We start from the raw sequence: 24,670 nt of genomic DNA, 5'->3' as shown, positions 1-24,670 counted from the left end.
TCCCCCCGGCCGAGCCGAGGGAAAGGGCTTCAAGCCATCACACCGCCCGCGTCGCCACGACCGGCGGTACGTTGGACGCGCGCCGCGCCGGCGCGAATACCGCGGCCTGGCCGATCGCCAGCATCGCCAGCACGCCGATCAGCACGTACGGCAACGGGATGCGGGTCATCTCGTAATGGCTCATCAGCCACAGGTTCAGGCCCAGCGCCAGCAACACCCCGACCACCACGCCGACGCCGGCGATCAGCAGGTTCTCGATCTGGAAGTAGCGCAGGATGTCGACCTTGCGGGCGCCCAGCGCACGCCGCACGCCGATCTGCCGATGGCGCTGGCCGACCCAGAAGCTGGTCAGGCCGACGATGCCGGCGGCGGTGACGCAGAGCAGGATCAGGCAGATCACGCCCATCAGGATCGCCATGCCCACATCGGCCCGATAGGCCCTGGCGCGGATCTCGGAGAACGGCTTGACGCTGTCGTCGTCGAGCACGCGCATCGGGTTCACCTTGTACAGCGTGAGCGCCACCGCGCGCATCGCGGCGTCCAGCCGGCCAGGCTTGGCGCGCACGGCGTAGCGTGCGAAGTTCGCGTCCAGCCGGGTCGGTATCAGCGTCGAGTACCACGCAAAGTCGTTGCCCCAGCTGCCGGTGGCGGGGATCTGCAGGCGCGCCACCACGCCGACGATGGTGGTGGGTGCGTTGCTGCCGTCGGTGTACATCACCTTGCCGACCGCATTGCCCTGCGGGAACAGCTTGTCCGCCAGTTGCTGGGTGACGATCGCGATCGGACGATCGCGCTGGTCGCGGGAACCCTGATGCTGCACGTCGCCGGCATTGAAGGCGCGGCCGGCCACCAGGCGTACCCCCAGCGTGGACAGCATCTGCTCGTCGGTGAAGTAGTACGCCGTCCGGGTATTGCCCTTGCCGCCCAACTGGGCGCCCGGTTTGCGCGAAACCGAACCGGTCCAGGAAGAGTTGAGCAGCGGCAGCGAGTTGATCGGCGCCACCGAAGCCACGTCCGGCAGCTGGCGCAGTGCAGCGAGATCCTCGCGCTGCATGGCGTCCAGCTTTTCCACGCCATCGGCGCTGTCGGCGTTGGGTGCGCCCACCCACTGCTGGCTGACCAGAAACAGGTTGCTCTCGTCCAGACCGGTGACCCGGTTCACCCGGTCGATGCGCTGGCCGATGATGAAGACCGCATTGCATACGATCGCCAGTGTCAGCGCGATCTGCAGCGCGATCAGTACGGTGCCGGCCTTGTGCTTGCGCAGTGCCGCGAGGATGGGATGCAGATTCATGCTCATGCTCCTCAATTGCTCTTCAATTGCCATGCGGGCTGTACCCGCGAGGCACGGAACGTGGGATACAGACCGGCCAGCAGCGTGGCGACCACGGCCACCAGCAAGGTGAGCAGCAGCAGCGACACGTCCACCCGCGCCAGCGCGGCGATGTCCTTGGGCAGCACCCAGCCCACGCTGGCCACGCCCGCGCCAGTGAGCAACAGGCCCAGTACACCACCGGCCAGGCCGACGATGCCGGCCTCGGTGAGGAACTGCGCGTAGATCGAGGCACGCTGCGCGCCCAGTGCGCGGCGCACGCCGATCTCGCCGCTACGGCGCAGGAACTTCGCCAGCAGCAGGCCCACCGTGTTCACCAGGCACACCAGCAGCAACCCCAGCGCCACCAGCAGCGACACCTTGGTATCGCTGGGCACTACATGCTGGTTGTCCAGCCACTCTGGCAGGTTGCGCAGGCGGCTGTTCGGCGTCCAGCGGAAACGCCCCGCCTGCTGCTGTTCGCGCGCATAGTCGTTGAGGTAATTGCGGTAGGCAGTCGCCGCCGCACTGTCCAGCTCGGCCATGTAGGCGATCCACACGCACTCGGAATGCTGCAGGCCGACGAAACCCGATTCCTCGGGCACCGCGTTGCAATTCGTGTTGCCGTCGTTCGGCATGGCCGCCTGGATGGCGGTGAGGAACGGCAGGAACACGTCGTCGCCGGTGGTGGAGAAACCGCCGGTGTTGACCACGTCATAGAAGCGCGGCTGCGGGTTCCAGTCATCGAGCACGCCGACCACGCGGTAATCCTTGCCCTCGATGTTGACGGTCTTGCCCACGCTGCTGGCGCCGCCGAACAGCTTCTGGTTGAGCTTGCCGCTGATCACCGCCACCGTCGCGCGATTGGTGTCATCGCTTGCGCTCCAGCCGCTGCCGTACTTGAACGGCACATCCAGCATCGGGAAAAACTCGCCGTATACCGCATGGCCGCTGACGTTGAACGGGTGCTTGCCGGCCTCCGCCGGCACCACCGATGGCGAGATCTGGTACATCGCCGACTGCCGTTTCGCGCGATGGTCGCGCATCAGCGCCATCGCATCGGTGTAACCCATTGCGTTCGGCGGCTCGCCGTCGTCGCTGCGGCCGTTCGGACCCCAGTTGTCGATCTGCGGCACGAACAGCTGCGACGACTTCCACGGGATCGGGTCGCCCGACACCGCGCGGAACACCGACCAGGTGGTCATCGACGCGGCCACGCCGAAGCCGATCGCCAGCACCATCAGCGCGGTCAGGCCAGGACTGCGCCTGAGGCTGCGCAACGCCAATTCGAGGTAGTAGCTGAACATGCGCATCTCCAGAGTTGGCCTTTCCCCGGCGGGAAAGGCGGTATTTGTCACACCGAGCGTGTCGCCTCCACCGGCGACACGCGTGAAGCACGCAGCGCCGGCGCGAGCACCGCGCCCTGGCCAAGCAAGAGCAACACCACCACGCCGATGCCCACATAGGCCATCGACATGCGATCCATCTCGAAGCGGGTCACCGTCCACAGGTTGAAGGCGATCGCCAGCACGGTGCCCAGCGCCACGCCCGCCGCGCTGATAAGGAAGTTTTCGGTGAGGAAGTACGCGAGGATGTCGTGCTTCCGCGCACCCAGCGCACGGCGCACGCCGATCTGCTTGCGACGCTGGCCCACCCAGAAACTGGTGAGACCCACGATGCCCGCGGCGGTGATGGCCAGCAGCACGGTGCAGATGATGCCCATGAGGATCGCCATGCCGCGGTCGCTGTCGTACGCGCGGCGGCGGATCTCGGCGTAATCCTGGATGCCGTCCTTCGCATCGATGATGCGCAGGCGGCTCTGTGCGTACAGCGCTTTCGGCGCTTCGCGCATCGCGTCGGCGAGCTGGCCGGGCCTGGCGCGCACAATGTAGAAGATGCCGCGCGAATCGGATGCCCGCATCGGCCAGATCAGCGCCTGTCCGGCATAGGACCGGTTCCACTGGTCCGTGCCCTGCCGGTGCAGCGGATCGACGATGCCGATGATGGTGCTGGGCGTGGTGCTCATCGCGTAGAAGCTCTTGCCCAGCGCGTCGCCGCCGGGGAATAGCCGGTCGGCCAATACTTTGGTCACGATCACCGTCGGTGGGGTAACTACCTGCTGGGTGCCCATCACGAGCACGTCATCGGGGCGGAAGTCGCGCCCGGCAATCAGCTTCAATCCCAGCGTGTCGATGAAATGCTCGTCGCCCGTATACACCGCGGAATCGGTGACCGGCCTGATCTGGTCGGGCGTCAGCGTGATGAAGTTGTCCCAGCCGCGACCCGCCAGCGGGTAACCGCTGGCGGGCGTGGCATCGCGCACGGCGGGCAACTGCCGCAACGCCAGAAGGTCGGCTTGCACCTGCGCATCGACCTGCGGCGTCGGCCGGTCGGCGGCCCACTGGTTGCGGATCACGAACACGCTGGACTCGTCCACGCCGCTGACCTCGGACAGGTTGGCCAGCCGCGAGTGGATGATGAACAACGCGTTGCACACGATGGCCAGGGTCAACGCGATCTGCACCGCGATCAGCACGGTACCTGCCTTGTGCCGGCGCAGCGCGACGAAGATGGGCCTGATCTGGATATGCATGGCTCCTCTCCTCAGTTCGACTTCAGCTGCCAGGCCGGCTGCACGTGCGCCGCGCGCCACGCCGGGTAAAAGGCCGCGAGCACGGTGGCGACGATGGCCACGATCAGGGTGAGCCCCACCAGCGAGAGATCCAGTTGCGCGAGCTTCGCGATCTGCGGCGGGAACAGCACGCCCACGCCGGCCACGCCCAGCGCGGTGAACAACAGGCCCAGCACCCCGCCGGCAAGGCCCGCCGTGCCGGCTTCGATCAGGTATTGCGCGTAGATCGCGCCACGCGTTGCGCCCAAGGCGCGGCGCACGCCGATCTCGCCGGCGCGGCGCATGAACTTGGCCAGCAGCAGGCCGATGGTGTTGACCAGGCAGATCAGGAAGAACCCCAGCGCCACGATGAGCGAGATGCGGCTTTCCGGCGGCACCACGCGCTGGCAATCCAGCCATTGCGCCACGTCGCGCAGGCGCACGTTGGGTGCCCAGTTGAAGCGGCCTGCGCGTTGCTGCTCGACGGCGTAGTTGGTGAGGAAACGGCGGTAGCGCGCAACTTCGGCCGGGCTGTCCAACTCCACCCAGGGCGTGATCCACACGCAGTTGCTCTGCACGTAGTCCGCCCAGTTGGTGAAACTGAGCTGGCCACGGCAACTGTTGCGACCACCGGTGTACATCTTCAGATCCAGGGCGCGGGTGAACGGCAGGTAGAAGTCCGGCTCGTCGGCGAAGCCACTGGTGCTGAACAGGTCGTAGAAACGCGGACGCGGGTTCCAGTGGCTGGTGACGCCCACCACGCGGTAGTCGTGACCGCCGAGATTGACCGTGCGGCCCACGCTGTTCGCGCCGCCAAACAGCTTCTGGTTGAGTTCGCTGCCGATGACCACGGCGGCGGCGCGCGCCTCATCGTCTTGCGCGCTCCAGCCATTGCCGTAGCGGAACAGCACCTCGAACATCGGGAAGAAGTCGCTGCCCACGGCGTAGCCACCCGCATTCAATGGCAGGTCGCGGCTGCCATCGGGCATCACCGCAAGCTGCACCGGGTACAGCATGGTCTGGCGCTTCGCCTCGCTGGCATGCAGCAGCGCCATCGCGTCCACGTAGCCCAGCGCTTCCACCGGCTCGCCCTTCAGGTTCTGCTGCGGCCCCCAGCTGTCGACCTGCGGCGTGAACAGTTGCGCCGACTTGTCCGGGATCGGGTTACCCGACACCGCGCGGAACACCGACCAGGTGATCATCGACGCGGCCACGCCAAAACCGATCGCCATCACCATCAACGCCGTCAGCGCCGGATTGCGGCGCAGGCTGCGAAGACCGAGTTGGAAGTAATAGGCGAACATGCGTGGTTCCTAATGCGTGGCGCAACCGTGCTGACCGTGTAGGAGCGCACCCTGTGCGCGATGCTCTGATTTCGGCCGGGGCGAAAGCTATCGCGCACACGGTGCGCTCCTGCATGGGCTCAGCCGAGGGCTTCGTCAGCGACATGCACGGTGTGGAAGCGCGGGTCTTCCGACAGATCCACCACCTGGCCGTCGATGATGTGCACGTTGCGCTGGGCGCGCGCGGCCAGTTCCGGGTCATGCGTGACCATCACGATGGTGGCGCCTTCGCGATGGATGTCCTCGAGCAACTCGAGCACGCTGCGCGCCATCTGGGTGTCCAGGTTACCGGTCGGTTCGTCCGCCAGCAGCAGGCGCGGCGAGCCGGCCAGTGCACGGGCGATTGCCACACGCTGCTGCTGGCCGCCGGAGAGTTCGGCGGGGTAGTGCTTGGCGCGCGAGGCCAGGCCAACGCGCTCCAGCGAGTCCATGATGCGCTGCTTGCGCTCGGCCGCCTTCATGCCGCGATAGCGCAGCGGCACCTCGATGTTGTCGAACACGTTGAGGTCGGGAATCAGGTTGAACGCCTGGAAGATGAAGCCGATCTTCTCGTTGCGGATCTTCGAGCGGGCGTTGTCGTTGAGGTTGCTCACCTCGATGCCGTCCAGGTGGTACTCGCCGCCGCTGAAGGTTTCCAGTAGGCCGGCGATGGTCAGGAAAGTGGTCTTGCCGGAACCGGACGGGCCGGTGACGGCGACGAACTCGCCCTCTTTCACGTCGATGTTGAAATCGCGCAGCGCATAGGTCTCCACCACTTCGGTGCGGTAGACCTTGGACAGGTGGGTCATCTTGAGCATGGTGCTTCCTCGGTGGTGGTTGGATTTGGAGTGGCGGGAACGAAGAACGGGGAACAGAGACCGTCAGGTTTTCCAGGGGATGAGCGCTGTGGCACTGCCATGGTTCGAGCCCTGCCAAACCACTTCACCCTCCATGTTCCCTATTCCCCGTTCCCCGTTCCCCGCCCTCATCAATTGCTGATCGCGACCGTGGCCGCGCCCTTGAAGCTGTCGGTGCCGGAGATCACGATGCGGTCGCCTTCCTTCAGGCCATCGAGGATCTCCACCTTGTCGATGCTGGAGGCGCCGACGCGGATCGGGGTTTTCTTGGCGATGCCGTCGCGCGCCAGGTAGGCATAGCTGCCACCGGATTCGTCGACGAACGAGCCGCGCTGCACGGTCAGCACGTTGTCGCGCTTGTCCAGCAGCACGCGCACCGACAGGCGCTGGTTCTGCCGCAACTGCTTCGGCGTCTCGCCCTCGAAGCGCAGCCGTGCGGCAACCTGGCCGTTGACCACTTCCGGCGAGATCGCGCTGACCAGGCCCTTCCAGGTGTGGCCGTTGCCGCTGATTTCGCCGGCCATGCCGATGCCGAGGTCGCGGGCGAAGCTTTCCGGCACCTGCATCTCAACCTGCAGCGCGGACAGGTCGATCACGCTGAGCAGCTGCGCGTCCTTGGCCACGGTGGCGCGCTCGGCGATGAACAGCTGGCCGACCTGGCCGTCCACCGGCGACTTCACGTTGAGGTCATCGACCTGGCGCTGCAGGTCCTTCACCAGCAGCAGCTGGCGCTCGTGCGCGAGCTTCTTCGACTGGATGTCGAAGTTGAGGCTGTCGTTGTCGAGGCCGAGGTTGGCCTTGGCATGCGTGGTGGCGATTTTCGCCTTGTCCAGCGCGTCCTTGGCCTTGTCCACGTCCATGTTGGACACCGCGCCCTTGGCATACGCCTTCTGGTAACGGTCGAGGTTGCGCTCGGCGGTGGTCTGGTCGATGGTGGCGTTGTCGTAGGTTTCCTGCAGTGCGGAACGCTGCTTGCGCGCGTCGATCTGCGCACGCCGGTATTCCACTTCCATCGCGTCGGCGTTGCTCTGTTCCTGCGCCAGCTTGTTGGTCAGCTCCGGGCTGACGATGGTGGCCAGCACCTGGCCGATCTTCACCGTGTCGCCGGCATGCACCTTCAGCGTCACCGCGCCACCGGAAGTGGCGTACAGGGTCGGGCTGACCGCCGCCACCACCTTGCCCTCGGCGGCGATGTCGCGCACGAACGGGCCGCGCTCGACGGTGGCGAAGGCCAGCCGCGAACTGCTGACCGACTCGGACGCCGAAAACAGCCGACCGATGCCCGGCGCCAGCCAGGCCAGCAGCGCCAGCACGAGCACGCCGACGCCAAGCAGGATCAGCTGGCGCTTGCGGTTGGGTTTGACCTCGACCAGGCGGTCTTGTGCGGAAGTGTCGCGGATCATCGATGCCGTTCCTGACCGCGTACAGCGCGGTTGCACAAGGGTCATTGCAATCCATGTGCCACTTGGGAACGACTTGGTAATCACATGCCTTTCAAGGGCTTGAGGCGCCCGTATTCGGCCAGCGCGGTGTCCGCGGACACTGCACGGACAACCGGACGAACGGCGGACACGCCTTCAACCGCCGCCCATTGGCTAGAACGGCACCGCCTCGACACGCGCAATCCGGCCGGCTGCCGGGGCTCAGCGGTGATGCCACGGCAGTGGCTTCGACGCCCCTCCTCCTCAGCCCGTCTCGACGACCTGCCGGATCCGCTGCGCGATCGCCGCGTCCAGCCGCGGCAGCAGTTCCAGGGCGTCCAGGTTCTGCTCCAGCTGCTCCACCCGGCTGGCGCCGAGCATCACCGTGGAGACGTGCGGATTGAGCAGACACCAGGCGATCGCCAGCTGCGCCAGGCTGGTACCCAGCTCATCGGCGATCGGCTGCAGCGCGCGCACCTTGCCCAGGCGTTCGTCACCGTGGCCCAGCACGCTCTCGCGCAGCCACCCGTAGCCGGGCTGGGCCAGCCGCGAATCGGCCGGCACACCGTCGTTGTATTTGCCGCTCAGCAAACCCGACGCCAGCGGCGACCAGATCGTGGTGCCCATGCCATAGGCCTCGTACAGCGGCGCGTACTCCAGCTCCACGCGCTCGCGGTGCAGCAGGTTGTACTGCGGCTGCTCCATCACTGGCGCGTACAGATGATTCTCGCGGGCGATCTTGTGCGTTTCGTGGATCGCCTCGGCCGGCCATTCGCTGGTGCCCCAATACAGCACCTTGCCCTGGCGCACCAATGTATCCATCGCCGCCACGGTTTCGGCGATCGGCGTATCCGGGTCGGGGCGATGGCAGAAGTACAGGTCCAGGTAATCCACGCGCAGGCGCTGCAACGCCTGGTGACAGGCTTCCATCACGTGCTTGCGCGACAGTCCGCGCTGGGTCGGCAGCGGTTCGTCGACCGCGCCGAAGAACACCTTGCTGGAGACGCAGTAGCTGTCGCGCGGAAAACGCAGGTCCGCCAGCACGTCGCCCATCACCTGCTCGGCGACGCCGTTGTTGTAGGTCTCGGCGTTGTCGAAATAGTTCACCCCGCGGTCGTGTGCCAACGCCAGCATGTCGCGCGCCTGCGCGCGCCCCACCTGCCTGCCGAAGGTGACCCAGGCGCCGAACGACAGCGCGGAAAGTTGCAGGCCGGAGGTGCCGAGGCGACGGTAAAGCATGGGGACGCTCCTGTGATGGAAAGATCGCCAGCATGTCCAATCCACGCGCGCGACACAACGGCGTAATCTTGTGTTTTCCCCACCACAGGAGTTCGCCATGTCCTCGATCACGGGCTGGGCCGCCAGCGCGGCCGGTCAACCGCTGAAGCTGGCCACGTTCGACGTGGGCGAATTGGGGCCCGAGGAAGTCGAGGTGGCGGTCGACTACTGCGGCATCTGCCACTCCGACCTGTCGATGATCAACAACGAATGGAGCAATGCGCGCTACCCGTTCATCCCCGGCCACGAGGTGATCGGCCGGGTCACCGCGCTGGGCGCGCAAGCCAAGGGACTCAGCGTGGACCAGCGCGTCGGCATCGGCTGGACCGCCGAAAGCTGCATGCACTGCCGCCAGTGCCTGTCCGGCGACCACAACATGTGCGCGCAATCGGTGGCGACCATCGGCGGCCATCACGGCGGCTTCGCCGACAAGCTGCGCGCGCACTGGGCATGGACGATCCCGCTGCCCGAAGGCATCGACCTAGCCAGCGCCGGCCCGCTGCTGTGCGGCGGCATCACCGTGCTGAAGCCGTTCCTCGAATACGACATCAAGCCCACCGCGCGCGTCGGCGTGGTCGGCATCGGCGGGCTCGGCCACATGGCGGTGAAATTCGCCGCAGCGTGGGGCTGCGAGGTCACCGCGTTCACCTCGACGGCGGCCAAGGCGGACGAGGCGCGCAGCTTCGGCGCGCATCACGTGGTCGCCAGCCGCGACAGCGCCGCGATCAAGGCGATCGCCGGCTCGCTCGACCTGCTGCTGGTCACCGTCAATGTGACGATGGACTGGAATGCATTGCTCAACACCCTCGCACCGAAGGGTCGCATGCACGTGGTCGGCGCGGTGCTGGAACCGATCCCGGTGCCGGCGTTCAGCCTGATCGGCAAGCAGCGCGACGTCTCCGGCTCGCCCACCGGCTCGCCGGTCGACATTGCCTGCATGCTGGACTTCGCTGCCCGCCACGACATCCGCCCACAGGTGGAGATGTTCCCGATGGCGAAGGTCAACGAGGCGCTGCAGCACCTCGCCGACGGCAAGGCGCGTTATCGCATCGTGCTACAGGCGGGCAGCTGAGGATCACACCGGTAGGAAGCACAGCCCCAGCGTCAGCACGACCGCGGCGAAGACACCGGCGACCACGTCGTCGATCATCACGCCCATGCCACCCTTGACGCGCCGGTCCAGCCAGCGGATCGGCCACGGCTTCCACACGTCGAACAGGCGGAACAGTGCGAAGTCGACGACTATCGTCCACCACGGCGCGGGCAGCACCAGCAGCGGCAGCAGGGCGATCCACTGGCCGATGAATTCGTCCCACACGAGACTGCGGTGGTCGGCCACGCCCAGCGCGCGGCTGGCCACGTTGCACGCCCACACGCCCGCGCCAAAACCGAGCAGCAACGCCGCCAGATAGATCGGCAGCGGCAACTCGCGCAGCAGCAGCCACGGCAGCAGCGCGGCCAGCGAACCGAACGTGCCCTGTGCCACCGGCGCCAGGCCCGAGCCGAAACCACAGGCCAGCCAGCCGGCCGGCGTGGCCAGCAGGGCATGCCGCTGTTCTGCGCTGAGGGTCTTCTTTGCGCTCACGCGAAATGCTCCCAACCCGGTCGATCCGTCGCCAGCCATGCGCCATCGGCCGCACGCACGCGCACGCCGTCGCCTTCCACGATGCGGCCGATCTTCGTGGCGCCACAGCCAAGCCGGGCCAGGCCGGCCTGCAGTTCGGCCACGCGAGCGGCCGGCACGGTGAAGCACAGTTCGTAGTCGTCGCCGCCGCTCAGCGCGAAGTGCAGCGCGGTGGTGTCGTCGTACAACTCGAGCAGCGCCGACGAGCGCGGCAGCAAGGTGGCCTCGATCTCCGCGGCGACGCCGCTGGCGGCGCAGATGTGGCCGAGATCGGCGAGCAGGCCGTCGGAAACGTCGACGCAGGCCGTGGCCTGCCCGCGCAGCGCCGTACCGACCGCCAGTCGCGGCGTCGGCCGGTTGAGCCGCTCGACCAGGAAGCCACGCAGACCAGTGCGGCCGTCGTCGTCGCGCGGCGGATGCTGCAAGGCATGCAGGCCGGCGGCCGCATCGCCCAGCGTGCCGGTCACCAGCACCGCGTCGCCGACCCGTGCGCCGGCACGGGTGAGCGCCTGGCCCGGCGGCACGAAGCCGTGCACGGCCACGCTGACCGTCAGCGGCCCGCGGGTAGTGTCGCCGCCGACCAGGGCCAGCCGATGCGGCTGCGCCAGCTTCGCGAAGCCTTCGGCAAAACCCTCGACGAAGGCCGCGTCCGCGCTGGGCAAGGTCAACGCCAGCAATGCCCAGGCCGGGCTCGCACCCATCGCCGCAAGGTCGGACAAATTCACCGCCAGCGCCTTCCAGCCGATGTCGGCTGCCGCCGTGCCGGGCGGGAAATGCACGCCCTCGACCAGGGTGTCGATCGCCACCACAAGTTCTTTCCCCGGCGGCGGCGCCAGCACCGCGGCGTCGTCGCCGATGCCGATGCGCACGTCGTCACGCGCTTGCGCGGTGAGTTCGCGGATACGGTCGATCAGGCGGAATTCCATGGCGTACGACCTGCGCGGGCAAGAAGGCCCAGCCGGTGAAACTAACGGCTGAAGACCAGGGTGGGAGCGTCGTGATAGGTGGTTTCCTGCCACAGCCTGAAGCCGGCCTTCTCCGCCACGCGAATCGAAGCCAGGTTTTCCGGGGAGATAATGCACACCACACGCAGCGCGCCGAAATGCTGCGCGCCCCAGGCCGTGGCGGCGGCAACCGCTTCACTCGCATAGCCCTTGCCGTGCGAGTGAGCCGCAAGCACCCAGCCGAACTCCAGCATGCCTACCAGCGAGGGCTGCATGTCGCGATGGAAGTCGGCAAAACCGATGTCACCGACGTAAAGGCCAGTGTCTTTTTCCTCGACCGCCCAATAGCCGTAGCCCAGCAGATTCCACAGACCGATGAACTGCAGCAGGCGACGCCACACTTCCTCGCCGGTGAGCGGACGGCCACCGAGATAACGGGTGACCTCCAGATCGGACAAGATGGCCGTGCGGGCAGCATGATCCTCGATCCGGTGCGCGCGTAGCCGTAGCCGCGCCGTTTCCAGCACCGGCACCGCGCCTTCGTACCGCGCTTCCCTGGCGCGTTCCATCAGCCGCGTTTTTCGATGGCGCGCAACTCGCCGGCCAGCTTGTCCAGCACGCCGTTGACGTAGCTGTGGCCGTGGTCGGCGCCGAAGCGCTTGGTGACTTCGATCGCCTCGTTGATGACCACGCGGTACGGCACGTCCGGACGGAACTTCAGCTCGTACGCGGCCAGCCGCAACGCGGCGCGCTCGATCGGATCGATCTGCGCCACTTCGCGGTCGATGTGCGGACGCAGGGCTTCGTCGAGTGCCTCGACGTTCTTCTCCACGCCGTGCAGCAGGTCCTCGAAATATTCGAGGTCGGCCACTTCCATGTCCTGCTCGTGGCGGAACTGCTCGATCACCGCATTCATGTGGCTGCCGCTCAACTGCCACGCGTACAGCGCCTGCAGTGCGCGGCGGCGGGCACGCGAGCGCGCCTGCATGTCGAGGCCCTGCGGATGCTGGCTCATGCCAGTTTGCCGTACAGGTTGACCATTTCCAGCGCGGCGACCGCGGCGTCGGCACCCTTGTTGCCGGCCTTGGTGCCGGCGCGCTCGATCGCTTGCTCGATGCTGTCGGTGGTCAGCACGCCGAACGCCACCGGCACGCCGGAGCTGTAGGCGGCCTGGGCCAGACCCTTGGCGCATTCGCCGGCGACGTAGTCGAAGTGCGGGGTGGCGCCGCGGATCACCGCGCCCAGCGCGATCACCGCGGCGTACTTGCCGGAGTTGGCCAGCTTGTGCGCGGCCAGCGCGATCTCCCACGCACCCGGCACGCGGATCAGGTCGATCGCGTCGTCCTTCACGCCATGACGCACCAGCACGTCGCGCGCACCGGCCACGAGGGGTTCCACGACGAAGCCGTTGAAACGGCCGGCGACGATGGCAAAACGGCCTTTCGGCGTGGCGAAATCGCCTTCGATGATCTTCATTGCGGATTTCCTTGGTTGGACGCGCGGCCCATGCAGATCGGCCATTTTACGGGTTTGCCGGCCAGCCTGCTCGCTTGGCACCCTCCCCGGCTCGCCGAGGGAGCGGGGCGTCAGGGCGGCGGCAAATGCGGATAATCGCTGAAAGACAGCTGTGCCGTGCCGCCCGCGACCCGCAGCCGTGCCGGCGCGCCGAATGGCAGGGTGAACTTGTCCGGCTCGTGGCCGATCGGCAGGCCGTCGATCACCGGCATCGCGCTGGCGCGACGGATCTGCGCGAAACTGTCGCCCAGGTCGTAGCCGTTGTCGTAGCCGCTGGGTCGGCACTGGCTGAAATTGCCCAGCAGCAGTGCGCGCTGGCGTCCCAGCACGCCGGACAGATGCAGCTGGTACAGCAGCCGCTCGATCCGGAACGGCGGCTCGCCGACGTCCTCGACGAACAGGATGCCACCCTCGATCGCCGGAAAATACGGGGTACCGACCAGGCTGCACAGCACGGCCAAGTTGCCGCCCCACAGCGGTCCCTCGACATCGAGTTCGAGCTCGGACGTGGTGGCCCACGCGACCTGCGCAGACGGCGCGCGCACGGTGTCCCAGAAATGCCGCCAGGTGAATTCGCTGAGCGCTTCGGCGCCGAAGTCGGCACCCAGCATCGGCCCGCTGAACGTGCACAGGCCGCTCTTCGCATGCAGCGCCAGCTGCAAGGCAGTGAAATCGCTGTGGCCGACCAGCACGGTGCTGCTGCCACCCAGCCGTTCGCGCAAGGCGTCGTAATGCAGTTGCGTCAGCAGGCGCGTGGCGCCGTAGCCGCCGCGGATCGCCAGCACGACATCCGGCAACTCGTCCCGCGTGGCCAGCGCATTGAGGTCGGCCGCACGCTCCGCGTCGCTGCCGGCGTAGCGCTGCTCGCTGCGATCGAGCACCTCCAGCCCGTCCAGTTCGCAACCGGCCTCGCGCAGCCGTGCCACGCCGCGCGCCATCGCGGCGCGATCGTGCGGGTAACCGGAGGGGGCAATCAGGCGGATACGGGTGTCGGGCATGGGTCGGGTCGGTGGAGGAAAGTCGGATTATGCGGCGACGGAGCAGCAACCGCATGGCAAAACAAGGCGCATTCCGTGCAGGAGCGCACCCTGCTCCTACACGTACTCGACGACTTCCAGACTGAAACCGCCCAGCCCCACCATCTTGCGCGGCGTGCCCAGCACGCGCAGGCGGTGCACGCCGAGGTCGACCAGGATCTGTGCGCCCAGGCCGAGCTGGCGCCACTCCTGCTGCTGCGCCTCTTGCGGCGCCTGCTTGCTGGGCTGGCGGTTGAGTCGGGCCAGCAACGCCTCCGGGGTGTCCTCGCCGGACAGCACCAGCAGCACGCCGCGATCTTCGTCGGCGATGCGGCGCAGCGCCGAGGTCACGGTGAGGCCGAGGTCATCGCGTTTCAGGTGCAGCACGTCGGACAGCGTATTGCGCACGTGCACGCGGGTCAGCACCGGCGCGCCGTCGCCGACCTTGCCGCGTACCAGTGCGTAATGCAGGCCACGGCGGATCGCGTCGCGGTAGGCGACCAGGCGGAACGGGCCGAACTCGGTGTCCACGTCTTCCTCGTGCACGCGCTGCACGGTCTTCTCGGTCTCCAGGCGGTAGCGGATCAAATCGGCGATGGTGCCGATCTTCAGGCCGTGCTTCTGCGCGAAGATCTCCAGCTCCGGCCGCCGCGCCATCGAGCCGTCCTCGTGCAGGATCTCGATCAGCACCGCCGAAGGCTCCAGTCCGGCCAGCGCGGCCAGGTCGCAACCGGCCTCGGTGTGACCGGCGCGGGTCAGCACGCCGCCGGGTTGCGCGGTGAGCGGGAAGATATGGCCCGGCTGCGACAGGTCTTGCGGCTTTGCGTCGGACTTCACCGCCACCTGGATCGTGCGCGCGCGGTCGTGCGCCGAGATGCCGGTGGTGACGCCTTCGGCCGCTTCGATCGAGACGGTGAAGTTGGTGTGGTAGGCCGAAGTGTTGTCGCTGACCATCGGGCGCAGGCCGAGCTGGCGCGTGCGCTGCTCGGTGAGCGTGAGGCACAACAGGCCGCGCGCCTCGCGCACCATGAAGTTGACGTCCTCCGGCCGCACCATCTGCGCCGCCATGATCAGGTCGCCCTCGTTCTCGCGGTCCTCGTCGTCGAGGATGACGACCATGCGGCCGGCGCGGATGTCTTCGAGGATTTCGGGAATGGTGTTGAAAGCCATGATGAGTCTTGCCCTGGGGAGCTGAAGGAATCGTCATCCCGGCTTGCGCTGGAATGACGGCAAAGATGGAGAGCGTTTATGCGAAGCCGTGCTGTTTCAGGAACGCCTCGTCCAGCCGCGGCGTCTCGCCGCTGGACAGCAGCCGCTCGATGTAGCGCGCCACCACGTCCGCTTCGATGTTCACCGCGTCGCCCACGCGGCGCGCGTGGAACGCGGTGTGTTCGACCGTGTGCGGAATGAGATTGACGCCGAAGCGATGCCCGGCGACTTCGTTGACGGTGAGGCTGGTGCCATCGATGCACACCGAGCCTTTCGCCGCGATGTAGCGCGAGATCGCCGCCGGCACCTCGAACGTCCAGCGCTGCGAGCGCCCATCCGGGGTGATCGAAACCACCTTGCCGAGACCGTCGACATGGCCGGAGACCAGGTGCCCGCCCAGCCGGTCGGCCAGGCGCAGCGCCTTTTCCAGGTTCACCGGGTCGCCGGCCTTCAACTGGCCCAGCGAAGTCAGCGACAGCGTCTCGTTGGAGACATCGGCGCTGAAGCCGCGTGGTTCCAGCGTGATCGCGGTGAGGCACACGCCGGACACGGCGATCGAATCGCCCAGCTGCACGTCGGCGAGATCGAGGTCGGCGGTATCGACGGCCAGCCGCACGTCGCCGCCACGCGGTTCGAGCCGCGCGATGCGGCCCACGGACTGGATGATGCCGGTGAACATCAACGCACCTCCGGCGGGAGGGCGATGGACTGCATGATGGCGATGGCTTTCATGAAACGTATCCGCATGAATCCGAGCGAGTACGCCCCAAGGCATGAGGCCAGGCACACGCCGCGAAGCGTCCGCCCTGCCGTCTTCTCTTTATCCGGACTGTGAGGAAACGGTCACCCGCTTCCAACCGTCGGCTCCGGCATTCGACCGGATCTGCTGACCTCACGGCGGTTGCCGTGAGCGCTCGCGGGCTTGTTGTCGGGACTGGCCCTTCAACCTACCGCCGGTGGGGAATCTCACCCCGCCCTGAAGACGCTATGTGATGTTTACCGGCATGACCGGCCGGCGCAGTCTAGCACTGCCGCGCGCCGGCTCGGGTGCCGCTGCGGCGAATGCAGCGTTCGCCCGCGCGCGCCACGCGCGGATCAGACGGGGCGCAGCTGCAACCGCCAGTCTGCACCCAGCATGCGCTGGTCGATCACCTGCAACCGCCAGCGCCGGGCCATGTCGTCAAGCGAGGGCAGCTGCAGCAGCGGGCGCGCGGCATCGCCCAGCAGCAGGGGCGCGACGTAGAGCAGCAATTCGTCGGCCAGGCCCGCGGCGAACAGCGCGCCGCACAGGGTCGGGCCGGCCTCGACATGTACCTCGTTGCAACCGCGGCCGGCCAGCAGGGCGAGCATGGCGCGCAGGTCCAGGGCATCGCCAGGCGCGGGCAGCGCGATCCGCTCGACCCGCGCGAAGCGCTCGTCCGCGCCGGATGCCGCCGCGCCGTGCAGCAGCAGGGTGGGCACCGATCCGTCCAGCACATGGCTACCGGCCGGCGTGCGCAGCTGGCGGTCGAGGATCACGCGCAACGGCGGCGCGAACGCCTCGCCTTCGGGCAGGCGCACGGTGAGCCGCGGGTCGTCGGCCAGCACGGTGCCGCTGCCGCTGAGGATCGCCGAGCTGCGCGCGCGCCAGCGTTGCACGTCGGCACGCGCGGCCTCGCCGGTGATCCACTTCGACTCGCCGTTGGCCAATGCGGTGCGGCCGTCCAGACTCATCGCCAGTTTTACCCGCACCCACGGACGGCCGCGCTCGATCCGGCTGAAGAAGCCGACGTTGAGTTCACGCGCCGCCTCGCGCATCAGGCCGACATCGACCCTGACCCCGGCGTCGCGCAACGTGCCGATGCCGCGGCCGGCAACCTGCGGGAACGGATCCTCGGCGGCGATCACCACCCGCTTCACCCCGGCGGCAACCAGCGCATCGGCGCAAGGCGGCGTGCGGCCGTGGTGCGCGCAGGGCTCCAGCGTCACATAGGCGGTGGCGCCACGCGCCCGTTCGCCGGCTTCGCGCAGCGCGTATACCTCGGCATGCGGCTCGCCGGCACGTTGGTGGAAACCCGTGCCGACCACCTCGTCGCCATGCACGATCACGCAACCCACGCGCGGATTCGGCTGGGTGGTGCACAGACCGCGTTCGGCCAGGCGCAAAGCGTGCGCCATGTGAGTGTGATCAAAAGCCGAAAAAAAGTCGGTCACGACGCCGCGCCTTTGTAGGAGCGCACCTTGTGCGCGAATGATGTCACCGCAACGCGGGCTTTTCGCGCACAGCGTGCGCCCCTACGGTGAGGTCACTTGCCTTCACGCTTGCCGCCGCCGAGCAAGGGCAACTGCAAGTCGGCCAGTCCGGGCAGGTCGCGCTCCAGCTTCTCGATCTCCTCGCGGAACGCGTGCACGTCCTCGAACTTGCGGTAGACCGAGGCGAAACGCACGTAGGCGACCTGGTCGAGGTTCTTCAGCTCGCGCATCACCAGTTCGCCGAGCTGCCGCGACGGCACCTCGCGCTCGCCGCTGCGGCGCAGGTCGTTGATGATGGTGCGCACGGCGCTGTCCACGTCACTGCTGGCCACCGGCCGCTTCTGCAAGGCGCGCTCGAAACTCACCCGCAGCTTGCGCTCGTCGAACACCTCGCGCCGCTCGCCGCTCTTCACGATCGTCGGCAACTTCAGTTCGGCCGTCTCGTACGTATTGAAGCGCTCGCCGCACTGCTCGCACTCGCGCCGACGACGCACGCTGGCGCCGTCTTCGGTGAGCCGTGAGTCGATCACGCGGGTGTCTTCGTGCTGGCAGAAGGGGCAGTGCATCAGCGGGCGGGGAACGGGAAACGGGAAACGGGGAACGCATGGCTGGCAGCCAGTCTGGACGACAGCGCCTTTTTCAGCGCTTGAAGCTGCCTTGCAAGTCCGTGCAGCGGTGTCAACAGCGAGGACACGTCGGTGTCAGACAAATAGCCGAAGCGCTGCGCAAGCAGCAACTGTGTTTCGACTTCAGCAACTGAGCCGCAAGACATGGACAAAAACCTCAAATAGTCACGTGTGGAACTGCGGGCATTGCCTTCGGCAATGCATGACGCGATAGAAACCGAAGCCCGAAGCAACTGACTCGTCAATCCAAACCGCTCTTCGGAAGGAAACTTCCGCGTCACCGTATGGACCGCCTCAGCCAGCGCCATCGCATCCTGCCAAACCCGCAACTCCCGAAAATCCTGAGCCACCGGAACCTCCATGTTCCCTGTTCCCTGTTCCCTGTTCCCCGTTCCCGCGTCAACCGTAGACCGGAAACTTCTTGCATTGTGCCGTGACGTTCCCGCGCACGCGGGCGATCACCGCCTCGTCGGCGGGTGCATCCAGCACGTCGCAGATCCAGCTGGCCAGTTCGGTCACGTCCGCTTCCATGTAGCCGCGGGTGGTGACGGCCGGGGTGCCGATGCGCAGGCCGGAGGTGACGAAGGGCTTGCGCGGGTCGTTCGGCACGGCGTTCTTGTTCACCGTGATGTGCGCCTTGCCGAGCGCCTCTTCTGCGGCCTTGCCGGTGACGTCGCGGCCGATCATGTCGACCAGCATCAGGTGGTTCTCGGTGCCGCCAGAAACGATCTTGTAGCCGCGTGCCATGAAAGTCTTCGCCATCGCCTTGGCGTTCTTCACCACCTGGGTCTGGTAGACGGTGAAGGCAGGCTCCAGCGCCTCCTTGAACGCCACCGCCTTGGCCGCGATCACGTGCATCAGCGGGCCGCCCTGGATGCCGGGGAACACGATCGACTGCAGCTTCTTCTCGATCTCTTCGCCCGCACCCTTGGCGACGATGATGCCGCCGCGCGGGCCGCGCAGGGTCTTGTGGGTGGTGGAGGTGACCACGTGCGCGTGCGGCAGCGGGCTCGGGTACACGCCCGCGGCCACCAGGCCGGCGACGTGGGCCATGTCGACGAAGAACAGCGCGCCGACCGAATCGGCGATCTGGCGCATGCGCGCCCAGTCGACCACCTGCGAGTAGGCGCTGAAACCGCCGACCAGCATCTTCGGCTGGTGCTCGGTGGCCAGGCGCTGCAGCTCGTCGTAGTCGATCAGGCCGTTCTCGTCGACGCCGTACTGCACCGCGTTGAACAGCTTGCCGCTGATGTTGACCTTGGCGCCGTGGGTGAGATGGCCGCCGTGCGCGAGACTCATGCCCAGGATGGTGTCGCCCGGCTGCAGCAGCGCCAGATACACCGCCTGGTTCGCCTGCGAGCCGGAGTGCGGCTGCACGTTGGCATAGTCGCAGTCGAACAATTGCTTCAACCGCTCGATCGCCAGCTTTTCGGCGACGTCCACGTACTCGCAACCGCCGTAGTAGCGCTTGCCCGGGTAACCCTCGGCGTACTTGTTGGTGAGCTTGGAACCTTGCGCTTCCATCACCCGCGGGCTGGCGTAGTTCTCCGAGGCGATCAGCTCGACGTGGTCCTCCTGACGCTGGCCTTCTTCAGCAATTGACTTGGCCAGTTCATCGTCATAACCGGCAATCGTGCAGTCCTTGGGGAACATTCTGACCTCAACAGGTAGGGAGCGGGTTTAGCCGGAAAGTGTAGCGCTGCCGGGCGTTTACGGCCACCGCCGGGCGGATCCGGGCGGCGGCGACGGTGCGACGCCACGAACCGCTATAATAAGCGGTTTGATGAATTCCCTTTCCGTGCCGACCTAAGCAGGCGGCGCGGCGCACGCCTTCGGAGGTTGCATGAGCTCGCAGTACATCTTCACCATGAACGGGGTCAGCAAGACCGTCCCGCCGAAGCGCCAGATCATCAAGGACATCTCGCTCAGCTTTTTCCCCGGCGCCAAGATCGGCCTGCTCGGCGTCAACGGCGCGGGCAAGTCCACCGTGCTGCGCATCATGGCCGGCGTCGACAAGGACTTCCAGGGCGAGGCGCGCGCGCAGCCGGGCACCAAGATCGGCTACCTGGCGCAGGAGCCCGACCTGAATCCGGCAAAGACCGTACGCGAAGTGGTCGAGGAAGGCGTGTCGGAAATCCTCGACGCGCAGAAACGGCTGGAAGAGGTCTACACCGCCTACGCCGAGGACGGCGCCGATTTCGACAAGCTCGCCAAGGAGCAGGAAAAGCTCGAGAACCTGCTGGCCGCCAACGATGCGCATGCGCTGGAACGCCAACTCGAGGTAGCCGCCGACGCGCTGCGCCTGCCGGCATGGGACGCGATCATCGGCCCGCTGTCCGGTGGTGAGAAGCGCCGCGTGGCGCTGTGCCGCCTACTGCTGTCCAAGCCGGACATGCTGCTGCTGGACGAGCCGACCAACCATCTGGATGCCGAGTCGGTGGATTGGCTGGAAAAATTCCTGCATGACTATCCCGGCACCGTGGTGGCGGTCACGCATGACCGCTACTTCCTCGACAACGCCGCCGAGTGGATCCTCGAACTCGACCGCGGCCGCGGCATTCCGTGGAAGGGCAACTACACCGAATGGCTGGAGCAGAAGGACGCCCGCCTGAAGCAGGAAGCGAACCAGGAGAAGTCGCGCCAGAAGGCGATCGCGAAGGAGCTGGAATGGGTGCGTTCGGCCGCCAAGGGCCGCCAGTCCAAGGGCAAGGCCCGCCTGGCCCGCTTCGAGGAACTGAACTCGGTCGACTACCAGCGCCGCAACGAGACCAATGAGATCTTCATCCCGCCGGGCGAGCGGCTGGGCCAAGAGGTGATCGAGTTCAAGAACGTCACCAAGTCGTTCGGCGACCGCGTGCTGATCGATGACCTGTCGTTCAAGGTGCCGCCGGGCGCGATCATCGGCGTGATCGGCCCGAACGGCGCCGGCAAGTCCACCATGATGAAGATGATCATGGGCAAGGAAACGCCGGACTCGGGCGAGGTGAAGCTCGGCCTCACCACCAAGCTGGCATATGTCGACCAGTCGCGCGATGCGCTCGATCCGAAGAACAACGTGTGGCAGGAAGTCTCCGGCGGTTCGGACATCATCACCATCGGCAACTTCGAGATCCAGTCGCGCGCCTACATCGGCCGCTTCAACTTCAAGGGCACCGACCAGCAGAAGATCGTCGGCAACCTGTCCGGCGGCGAGCGTGGCCGCCTGCACATGGCCAAGACCCTGCTGCAGGGCGGCAACGTGCTGCTGCTTGACGAACCGTCCAACGACCTGGACGTGGAAACCCTGCGCGCGCTGGAAGATGCGCTGCTGGAATTCCCCGGCTCGGCGATCGTGATCTCGCATGACCGCTGGTTCCTCGACCGCATCGCCACCCACATCATCGCGTTCGAGGGCGACTCGCACGTGGAGTTCTTCCCCGGCAACTACAACGAGTACGAGGCCGACAAGAAGCGCCGCCTCGGCGAGGAAGGCGCACGGCCGCACCGCGTGAAATACAAGAAGCTCGCGTAACGCTTTACCAGCCTCCCCCTGCGACCGAAGGAAGTCCCTTGGGGACGCGCAGGGGGGAGGTGCACGCACGGAGACTTTCGATGCACTTCATGCAGTCACTGCAGCAGACCTGGACCCGCAACGACTCCCTGGTCTGCGTCGGGCTCGACCCGGAGCCGGCGAAATTCCCCGCCCACCTGCGCGGCACGCCCGACGCGGTATTCGACTTTTGCGCCGCCATCGTCGACGCCACCGCCGGCCTGGTCTGCGCGTTCAAGCCGCAGATCGCGCACTTCGCCGCACTGCGCGCCGAAGACGCGCTGGAGCGGCTGATCGCGCACATCCACGCGAAGCATCCCGGCGTGCCGGTGATCCTCGACGCCAAGCGTGGCGACATCGGCAGCACGGCGCAGCACTACGCCAGCGAGGCGTTCGAGCGCTATCAGGCCGATGCGGTGACGCTGAACCCGTACCTCGGCCGCGACTCGATCCAGCCGTTCCTCGATCGTGCCGACAAGGGCGTGATCCTGCTCTGCCGCACTTCCAACCCTGGCGGCGCGGATTTCCAGGCGCTGGATTGCGGCGGCCAGCCGCTGTATCTGCGCGTGGCCGAGACCATTGCCCGCGACTGGAACGGCCATGGCAACTGCGCCCTGGTCACCGGTGCCACCTGGCCGGAGGAACTGGGCAAAGTGCGTGCAGTGGTCGGGAACATGCCGTTGCTGGTGCCGGGTATCGGTGCCCAGGGCGGCGACGTGAAAGCAGTGCTGCACCACGGCCGCTCAGCCGACGGCACCGGGTTGCTGGTCAGTTCCTCACGCGCGATCCTGTATGCGGGTCACGGCGAGGACTTCGCCGCGGCCGCTCGCACCGCGACCAGCGAATTGCGCGACACGATCAACCGGTACCGGCGCGACTGAGCGCATGCCGCAACGATGCGGCATCGGCCATGTCACCCGGCCGCCACCTTCGATGCTTGCAGCGTCTTCACTTTCAGATCCAGCGTGTCGGCTGCGTCCAGCAGTGCACGCGCAAAACTGCGTACCTCGGCCGGGCGCAGGGCATACCAGTTTCCGGTCTTGCTCGTCTCACCCACGTTGCGCCCCGACCGCGACACGCAGTGCGGCCGAAAAATCACCATGCCGGTGAGCGATTCCGAGCTGATATCCGCAGAAACGATCTGCATGTGCGTTTCATCTTCTTTCTTCACCGAACTTCTCCCGGGCGGACAGCCGCCCTCTCACAGCTTACGCTACGGGGAGTTCAACGGTTGTTGCCGGCGTCGGCAGGGACCCGCCATGACTGCGCGCACGCAGCATCAGCCGGCCGGACAGATGGCGGTCGCCTCGACCGCGGATGGCCTGGACAGACGCCGCCTCAACCAGCGTTCGCACGGTTGCGACAACCCGTGCGCCACCAGTGCACCGAGTCCCCAGCACAGCAGCAGCGCCGGCGGATACCACAGGAAGCCGAGGGTCACGTCGCCGCCGCTGGCGCGATACAGCCATACCAGCGGAAACACCACGAACATATGGCTGAGGTAGATCTCGTAACTCAGCCGCCCCCACGAGTGCAGCCAGCCGAAGCCACGCCACGGGCGTGGCGGGCTCGCCTGGCAGGCGAGCAGCAACGACATCGCGGACACCGTCAGCAACAGCATCACGCCGTCGTGCAGCAGCGGCCACAGCCAGCGCCCGCCCAGCGTCGAGGCCAGCAGGCCGACCACGCCGAACGCGTAGAGGGCCCCGACCTGCCCTGCGGACGGGGTCGGCCAACGCGCCGCCAGCAGCGCGCCGATCACCCCGGTAGCGATCGCCGCCATGCCCGGCAGGTAAGCCTTCTCCTGCCAGATCTCGTTGCCGTCCAGCATGGCTCGCGTGAACGGCAGCGACAACGCAAGCAGCACCAGCGCCGGCAGCAGGATCCAGCGCCGCCGCGTCAGCAGGCACACCAGCGGAAAGCCGATGTAGAACACCTCCTCGATCGACAGCGACCACAGCACGTCCCAGCTGCCCGGCAGGTAGCCAGTCTGTCCTTCGTACCAGTTCAGGTGCAGGCCGAGCGCGGCGAGGATCGCGCGCGGCAGCGAATGATTGGCGTGGACGATCGTGTAATCGCGCACGCCGGCCAAGTGCAGCACGCTCAGCACCGCCACCAGCGCCAGCAGGCACGGCACGATGCGGGCGAAGCGCCGCGCGTAGAACGCGCGCAAGTCGATCCGTTCCAGGCTGCCCCAGCGGCGCAACGCGTTGCCCGCGATCAGGAATCCCGAGATCACGAAAAACACGAACACCGCCTCGTAGCCGTTGTAGTTCAGCCGGCTCAGCAGCCACGTCGGCAGCACGTCGGCCAGCGCGGTTTTCCTCAGCGGAATGCGCAGGCCGAGATGGTTGAACACCACCAGCACGATCGCCAACCCACGCAGCAGGTCGATGCCGGGATTGCGAGCAAGAGCGTCATGACGCGCACCCGGCCGGGTCGATTCCGCTGGCAGCATCCTTCGGTCACTCGTGCTGGGGTGCTGCATCATCCGTGATGTATCGCGCAACGGGCAACCTGCCGGTCTTGCCATACGGCATGCATCACTCGTCCTTTACATCGATTCCCGGAAACAGCACGTCGGTATAGCCGAACTTGCTGAAGTCGGTGATGCGCGACGGATACAACCGGCCGATCAGGTGGTCGCACTCGTGCTGCACCACACGGGCATGGAAGCCCTCGGCGGTGCGTTCGATGCGCGTGCCCTGCGGGTCAATGCCTTCGTAGCGGATCAGCGTGTAGCGGTTCACTGCGCCGCGCAGGCCAGGCACGGACAGGCAGCCTTCCCAGCCCTCTTCCATGTCCTGCGACAGCGGCGTGATCACCGGGTTGAGCAGGATCGTGCGCGGCACATCGGGGGCGTCGGGGTAACGCTCGGAATGCTCGAAGCCGAAGATCACCAGCTGCAGGTCGACGCCGATCTGCGGTGCGGCCAAACCAACCCCATCGGCGGCCTGCATGGTCTCGAACATGTCGGCGATCAGCGCATCGAGCTCCGCGCTGCCCAGCATCGCGGGGGGCACCAGCGGCGCGATGCGCAGCAGGCGCGGGTCGCCCATTTTCAGGATTTCGCGGATCATGCGGAGCCTCGCCTTGAACACTGTTACCGGATGATCTGTGGTCGATGCGATGCCGGTACAAGCGGCGATGCCCCATGCTTCAACAGCAAAAAGC

The 24,670-nt window shown here is 66.8% G+C and carries 25 protein-coding genes and 1 riboswitch; of the genes, 3 read left to right on the top strand and 22 right to left on the bottom strand.

What is annotated here, in order from left to right:
* Window positions 1-37: 37 nt before the first annotated feature.
* From ABD024_RS03845 to ABD024_RS03815, 7 genes are all read right to left on the bottom strand, one after another.
* Window positions 38-1,294: an ABC transporter permease gene (locus ABD024_RS03845; protein ID WP_343849867.1), complete on the bottom strand. Its 1,257-nt coding sequence runs from the start codon at window positions 1,292-1,294 to the stop codon at window positions 38-40.
* 11 nt (window positions 1,295-1,305) lie between these two features.
* The gene (locus ABD024_RS03840; protein ID WP_343849865.1) at window positions 1,306-2,619 is read right to left on the bottom strand and encodes an ABC transporter permease; all 1,314 of its coding nucleotides are present in this window, start codon (window positions 2,617-2,619) and stop codon (window positions 1,306-1,308) included.
* 47 nt (window positions 2,620-2,666) lie between these two features.
* On the bottom strand, window positions 2,667-3,905 hold the full coding sequence (locus tag ABD024_RS03835; protein WP_343849863.1) for an ABC transporter permease: 1,239 nt from the start codon (window positions 3,903-3,905) through the stop codon (window positions 2,667-2,669).
* Window positions 3,906-3,916: 11 nt separating this feature from the next.
* Entirely contained in the window at window positions 3,917-5,227 is a 1,311-nt protein-coding gene (locus ABD024_RS03830; protein WP_343849861.1) for an ABC transporter permease, read from the bottom strand.
* A 119-nt stretch (window positions 5,228-5,346) separates the two neighbouring features.
* On the bottom strand, window positions 5,347-6,063 hold the full coding sequence (locus ABD024_RS03825) for an ABC transporter ATP-binding protein (protein WP_343849859.1): 717 nt from the start codon (window positions 6,061-6,063) through the stop codon (window positions 5,347-5,349).
* A gap of 170 nt (window positions 6,064-6,233) precedes the next feature.
* On the bottom strand, window positions 6,234-7,505 hold the full coding sequence (locus ABD024_RS03820) for an efflux RND transporter periplasmic adaptor subunit (RefSeq protein WP_343849857.1): 1,272 nt from the start codon (window positions 7,503-7,505) through the stop codon (window positions 6,234-6,236).
* Between the two features lie 282 nt (window positions 7,506-7,787).
* Entirely contained in the window at window positions 7,788-8,762 is a 975-nt protein-coding gene (locus ABD024_RS03815) for a potassium channel beta subunit family protein (RefSeq protein WP_343849855.1), read from the bottom strand.
* 97 nt (window positions 8,763-8,859) lie between these two features.
* On the opposite strand from ABD024_RS03815, the gene ahr reads away from it, so the two are divergent.
* Window positions 8,860-9,873: an NADPH-dependent aldehyde reductase Ahr gene (ahr, locus tag ABD024_RS03810; protein WP_343849853.1), complete on the top strand. Its 1,014-nt coding sequence runs from the start codon at window positions 8,860-8,862 to the stop codon at window positions 9,871-9,873.
* 3 nt (window positions 9,874-9,876) lie between these two features.
* Here ahr and ABD024_RS03805 read toward each other — a convergent pair whose 3' ends face one another.
* From ABD024_RS03805 to glyA, 12 genes are all read right to left on the bottom strand, one after another.
* Complete coding sequence (locus tag ABD024_RS03805) at window positions 9,877-10,386, bottom strand: phosphatidylglycerophosphatase A family protein (protein ID WP_343849851.1); 510 nt, start codon at window positions 10,384-10,386, stop codon at window positions 9,877-9,879.
* Complete coding sequence (thiL, locus tag ABD024_RS03800; RefSeq protein WP_343849849.1) at window positions 10,383-11,351, bottom strand: thiamine-phosphate kinase; 969 nt, start codon at window positions 11,349-11,351, stop codon at window positions 10,383-10,385. The genes ABD024_RS03805 and thiL overlap by 4 nt, the downstream gene beginning before the upstream one ends.
* A 41-nt stretch (window positions 11,352-11,392) precedes the next feature.
* Window positions 11,393-11,938 carry a GNAT family N-acetyltransferase gene (locus tag ABD024_RS03795; RefSeq protein WP_343849846.1) on the bottom strand — a complete coding sequence of 182 codons (546 nt, stop codon included), beginning with the start codon at window positions 11,936-11,938 and terminating at the stop codon, window positions 11,393-11,395.
* Entirely contained in the window at window positions 11,938-12,384 is a 447-nt protein-coding gene (nusB, locus tag ABD024_RS03790; protein WP_343849844.1) for a transcription antitermination factor NusB, read from the bottom strand. Before nusB ends, ABD024_RS03795 begins: the two co-directional genes overlap by 1 nt.
* Window positions 12,381-12,845 carry a 6,7-dimethyl-8-ribityllumazine synthase gene (gene ribH / locus ABD024_RS03785; RefSeq protein ID WP_343849842.1) on the bottom strand — a complete coding sequence of 155 codons (465 nt, stop codon included), beginning with the start codon at window positions 12,843-12,845 and terminating at the stop codon, window positions 12,381-12,383. Before ribH ends, nusB begins: the two co-directional genes overlap by 4 nt.
* A 110-nt stretch (window positions 12,846-12,955) precedes the next feature.
* Entirely contained in the window at window positions 12,956-13,882 is a 927-nt protein-coding gene (gene ldcA, locus ABD024_RS03780; RefSeq protein ID WP_343849840.1) for a muramoyltetrapeptide carboxypeptidase, read from the bottom strand.
* A gap of 96 nt (window positions 13,883-13,978) precedes the next feature.
* A complete protein-coding gene (ribBA, locus tag ABD024_RS03775) occupies window positions 13,979-15,070 on the bottom strand; it encodes a bifunctional 3,4-dihydroxy-2-butanone-4-phosphate synthase/GTP cyclohydrolase II (RefSeq protein ID WP_343849838.1) in 1,092 nt (363 codons plus the stop codon).
* 76 nt (window positions 15,071-15,146) lie between these two features.
* Entirely contained in the window at window positions 15,147-15,788 is a 642-nt protein-coding gene (locus tag ABD024_RS03770; RefSeq protein WP_343849836.1) for a riboflavin synthase, read from the bottom strand.
* A 128-nt stretch (window positions 15,789-15,916) separates the two neighbouring features.
* Window positions 15,917-16,097, bottom strand: a riboswitch (FMN riboswitch).
* A 107-nt stretch (window positions 16,098-16,204) separates the two neighbouring features.
* Window positions 16,205-17,266 (bottom strand): bifunctional diaminohydroxyphosphoribosylaminopyrimidine deaminase/5-amino-6-(5-phosphoribosylamino)uracil reductase RibD, encoded by a 1,062-nt coding sequence (ribD, locus tag ABD024_RS03765; RefSeq protein ID WP_343849834.1) that lies wholly within the window; start codon window positions 17,264-17,266, stop codon window positions 16,205-16,207.
* A 128-nt stretch (window positions 17,267-17,394) separates the two neighbouring features.
* Window positions 17,395-17,907: a transcriptional regulator NrdR gene (gene nrdR / locus ABD024_RS03760; RefSeq protein ID WP_343849832.1), complete on the bottom strand. Its 513-nt coding sequence runs from the start codon at window positions 17,905-17,907 to the stop codon at window positions 17,395-17,397.
* Complete coding sequence (locus tag ABD024_RS03755; protein WP_343849830.1) at window positions 17,907-18,329, bottom strand: four helix bundle protein; 423 nt, start codon at window positions 18,327-18,329, stop codon at window positions 17,907-17,909. Before ABD024_RS03755 ends, nrdR begins: the two co-directional genes overlap by 1 nt.
* A 37-nt stretch (window positions 18,330-18,366) precedes the next feature.
* Entirely contained in the window at window positions 18,367-19,620 is a 1,254-nt protein-coding gene (gene glyA, locus ABD024_RS03750) for a serine hydroxymethyltransferase (RefSeq protein ID WP_343849828.1), read from the bottom strand.
* 190 nt (window positions 19,621-19,810) lie between these two features.
* Here glyA and ettA point away from each other — a divergent pair, with 190 nt between their 5' ends.
* Both ettA and pyrF read left to right on the top strand, forming a co-directional pair.
* The gene (ettA, locus tag ABD024_RS03745; protein WP_343849826.1) at window positions 19,811-21,478 is read left to right on the top strand and encodes an energy-dependent translational throttle protein EttA; all 1,668 of its coding nucleotides are present in this window, start codon (window positions 19,811-19,813) and stop codon (window positions 21,476-21,478) included.
* Window positions 21,479-21,558: 80 nt separating this feature from the next.
* Entirely contained in the window at window positions 21,559-22,377 is an 819-nt protein-coding gene (gene pyrF, locus ABD024_RS03740; RefSeq protein WP_343849824.1) for an orotidine-5'-phosphate decarboxylase, read from the top strand.
* 32 nt (window positions 22,378-22,409) lie between these two features.
* On the opposite strand, the gene ABD024_RS03735 is transcribed toward pyrF, so the two are convergent.
* From ABD024_RS03735 to def, 3 genes are all read right to left on the bottom strand, one after another.
* Window positions 22,410-22,643, bottom strand: coding sequence for a hypothetical protein (locus ABD024_RS03735; RefSeq protein WP_343854484.1), 234 nt, complete (start codon window positions 22,641-22,643; stop codon window positions 22,410-22,412).
* A gap of 132 nt (window positions 22,644-22,775) precedes the next feature.
* Window positions 22,776-23,954: an acyltransferase family protein gene (locus tag ABD024_RS03730; RefSeq protein ID WP_343849822.1), complete on the bottom strand. Its 1,179-nt coding sequence runs from the start codon at window positions 23,952-23,954 to the stop codon at window positions 22,776-22,778.
* An 85-nt stretch (window positions 23,955-24,039) separates the two neighbouring features.
* Window positions 24,040-24,576 (bottom strand): peptide deformylase, encoded by a 537-nt coding sequence (gene def, locus ABD024_RS03725; protein WP_343849820.1) that lies wholly within the window; start codon window positions 24,574-24,576, stop codon window positions 24,040-24,042.
* Window positions 24,577-24,670: the final 94 nt, after the last annotated feature.

The sequence above is a fragment of the Rhodanobacter soli genome (assembly GCF_039523495.1).
GTDB lineage: Bacteria > Pseudomonadota > Gammaproteobacteria > Xanthomonadales > Rhodanobacteraceae > Rhodanobacter > Rhodanobacter soli.
This window is presented reverse-complemented; position numbering and strand designations above follow the sequence as displayed.

Excerpts from the sequence above, each read along its gene's own strand:
- ABD024_RS03840 (WP_343849865.1), bottom strand. The coding sequence starts at position 2,619 with ATGTTCAGCTACTACCTCGAATTGGCGTTGCGCAGCCTCAGGCGCAGT.
- ABD024_RS03795 (WP_343849846.1), bottom strand. The coding sequence starts at position 11,938 with ATGGAACGCGCCAGGGAAGCGCGGTACGAAGGCGCGGTGCCGGTGCTG.
- ldcA (WP_343849840.1), bottom strand. The coding sequence starts at position 13,882 with ATGCCCGACACCCGTATCCGCCTGATTGCCCCCTCCGGTTACCCGCAC.
- ABD024_RS03835 (WP_343849863.1), bottom strand. The coding sequence starts at position 3,905 with ATGCATATCCAGATCAGGCCCATCTTCGTCGCGCTGCGCCGGCACAAG.
- glyA (WP_343849828.1), bottom strand. The coding sequence starts at position 19,620 with ATGTTCCCCAAGGACTGCACGATTGCCGGTTATGACGATGAACTGGCC.
- ahr (WP_343849853.1), top strand. The coding sequence starts at position 8,860 with ATGTCCTCGATCACGGGCTGGGCCGCCAGCGCGGCCGGTCAACCGCTG.
- thiL (WP_343849849.1), bottom strand. The coding sequence starts at position 11,351 with ATGGAATTCCGCCTGATCGACCGTATCCGCGAACTCACCGCGCAAGCG.
- ribD (WP_343849834.1), bottom strand. The coding sequence starts at position 17,266 with ATGGCGCACGCTTTGCGCCTGGCCGAACGCGGTCTGTGCACCACCCAG.
- ribH (WP_343849842.1), bottom strand. The coding sequence starts at position 12,845 with ATGAAGATCATCGAAGGCGATTTCGCCACGCCGAAAGGCCGTTTTGCC.
- ABD024_RS03735 (WP_343854484.1), bottom strand. The coding sequence starts at position 22,643 with ATGCAGATCGTTTCTGCGGATATCAGCTCGGAATCGCTCACCGGCATG.
- nrdR (WP_343849832.1), bottom strand. The coding sequence starts at position 17,907 with ATGCACTGCCCCTTCTGCCAGCACGAAGACACCCGCGTGATCGACTCA.
- nusB (WP_343849844.1), bottom strand. The coding sequence starts at position 12,384 with ATGAGCCAGCATCCGCAGGGCCTCGACATGCAGGCGCGCTCGCGTGCC.
- pyrF (WP_343849824.1), top strand. The coding sequence starts at position 21,559 with ATGCACTTCATGCAGTCACTGCAGCAGACCTGGACCCGCAACGACTCC.
- ABD024_RS03770 (WP_343849836.1), bottom strand. The coding sequence starts at position 15,788 with ATGTTCACCGGCATCATCCAGTCCGTGGGCCGCATCGCGCGGCTCGAA.
- ABD024_RS03830 (WP_343849861.1), bottom strand. The coding sequence starts at position 5,227 with ATGTTCGCCTATTACTTCCAACTCGGTCTTCGCAGCCTGCGCCGCAAT.
- ribBA (WP_343849838.1), bottom strand. The coding sequence starts at position 15,070 with ATGGCTTTCAACACCATTCCCGAAATCCTCGAAGACATCCGCGCCGGC.
- ABD024_RS03730 (WP_343849822.1), bottom strand. The coding sequence starts at position 23,954 with ATGCTGCCAGCGGAATCGACCCGGCCGGGTGCGCGTCATGACGCTCTT.
- ABD024_RS03755 (WP_343849830.1), bottom strand. The coding sequence starts at position 18,329 with ATGGAGGTTCCGGTGGCTCAGGATTTTCGGGAGTTGCGGGTTTGGCAG.
- ABD024_RS03845 (WP_343849867.1), bottom strand. The coding sequence starts at position 1,294 with ATGAATCTGCATCCCATCCTCGCGGCACTGCGCAAGCACAAGGCCGGC.
- ABD024_RS03820 (WP_343849857.1), bottom strand. The coding sequence starts at position 7,505 with ATGATCCGCGACACTTCCGCACAAGACCGCCTGGTCGAGGTCAAACCC.
- ABD024_RS03825 (WP_343849859.1), bottom strand. The coding sequence starts at position 6,063 with ATGCTCAAGATGACCCACCTGTCCAAGGTCTACCGCACCGAAGTGGTG.
- def (WP_343849820.1), bottom strand. The coding sequence starts at position 24,576 with ATGATCCGCGAAATCCTGAAAATGGGCGACCCGCGCCTGCTGCGCATC.
- ABD024_RS03815 (WP_343849855.1), bottom strand. The coding sequence starts at position 8,762 with ATGCTTTACCGTCGCCTCGGCACCTCCGGCCTGCAACTTTCCGCGCTG.
- ettA (WP_343849826.1), top strand. The coding sequence starts at position 19,811 with ATGAGCTCGCAGTACATCTTCACCATGAACGGGGTCAGCAAGACCGTC.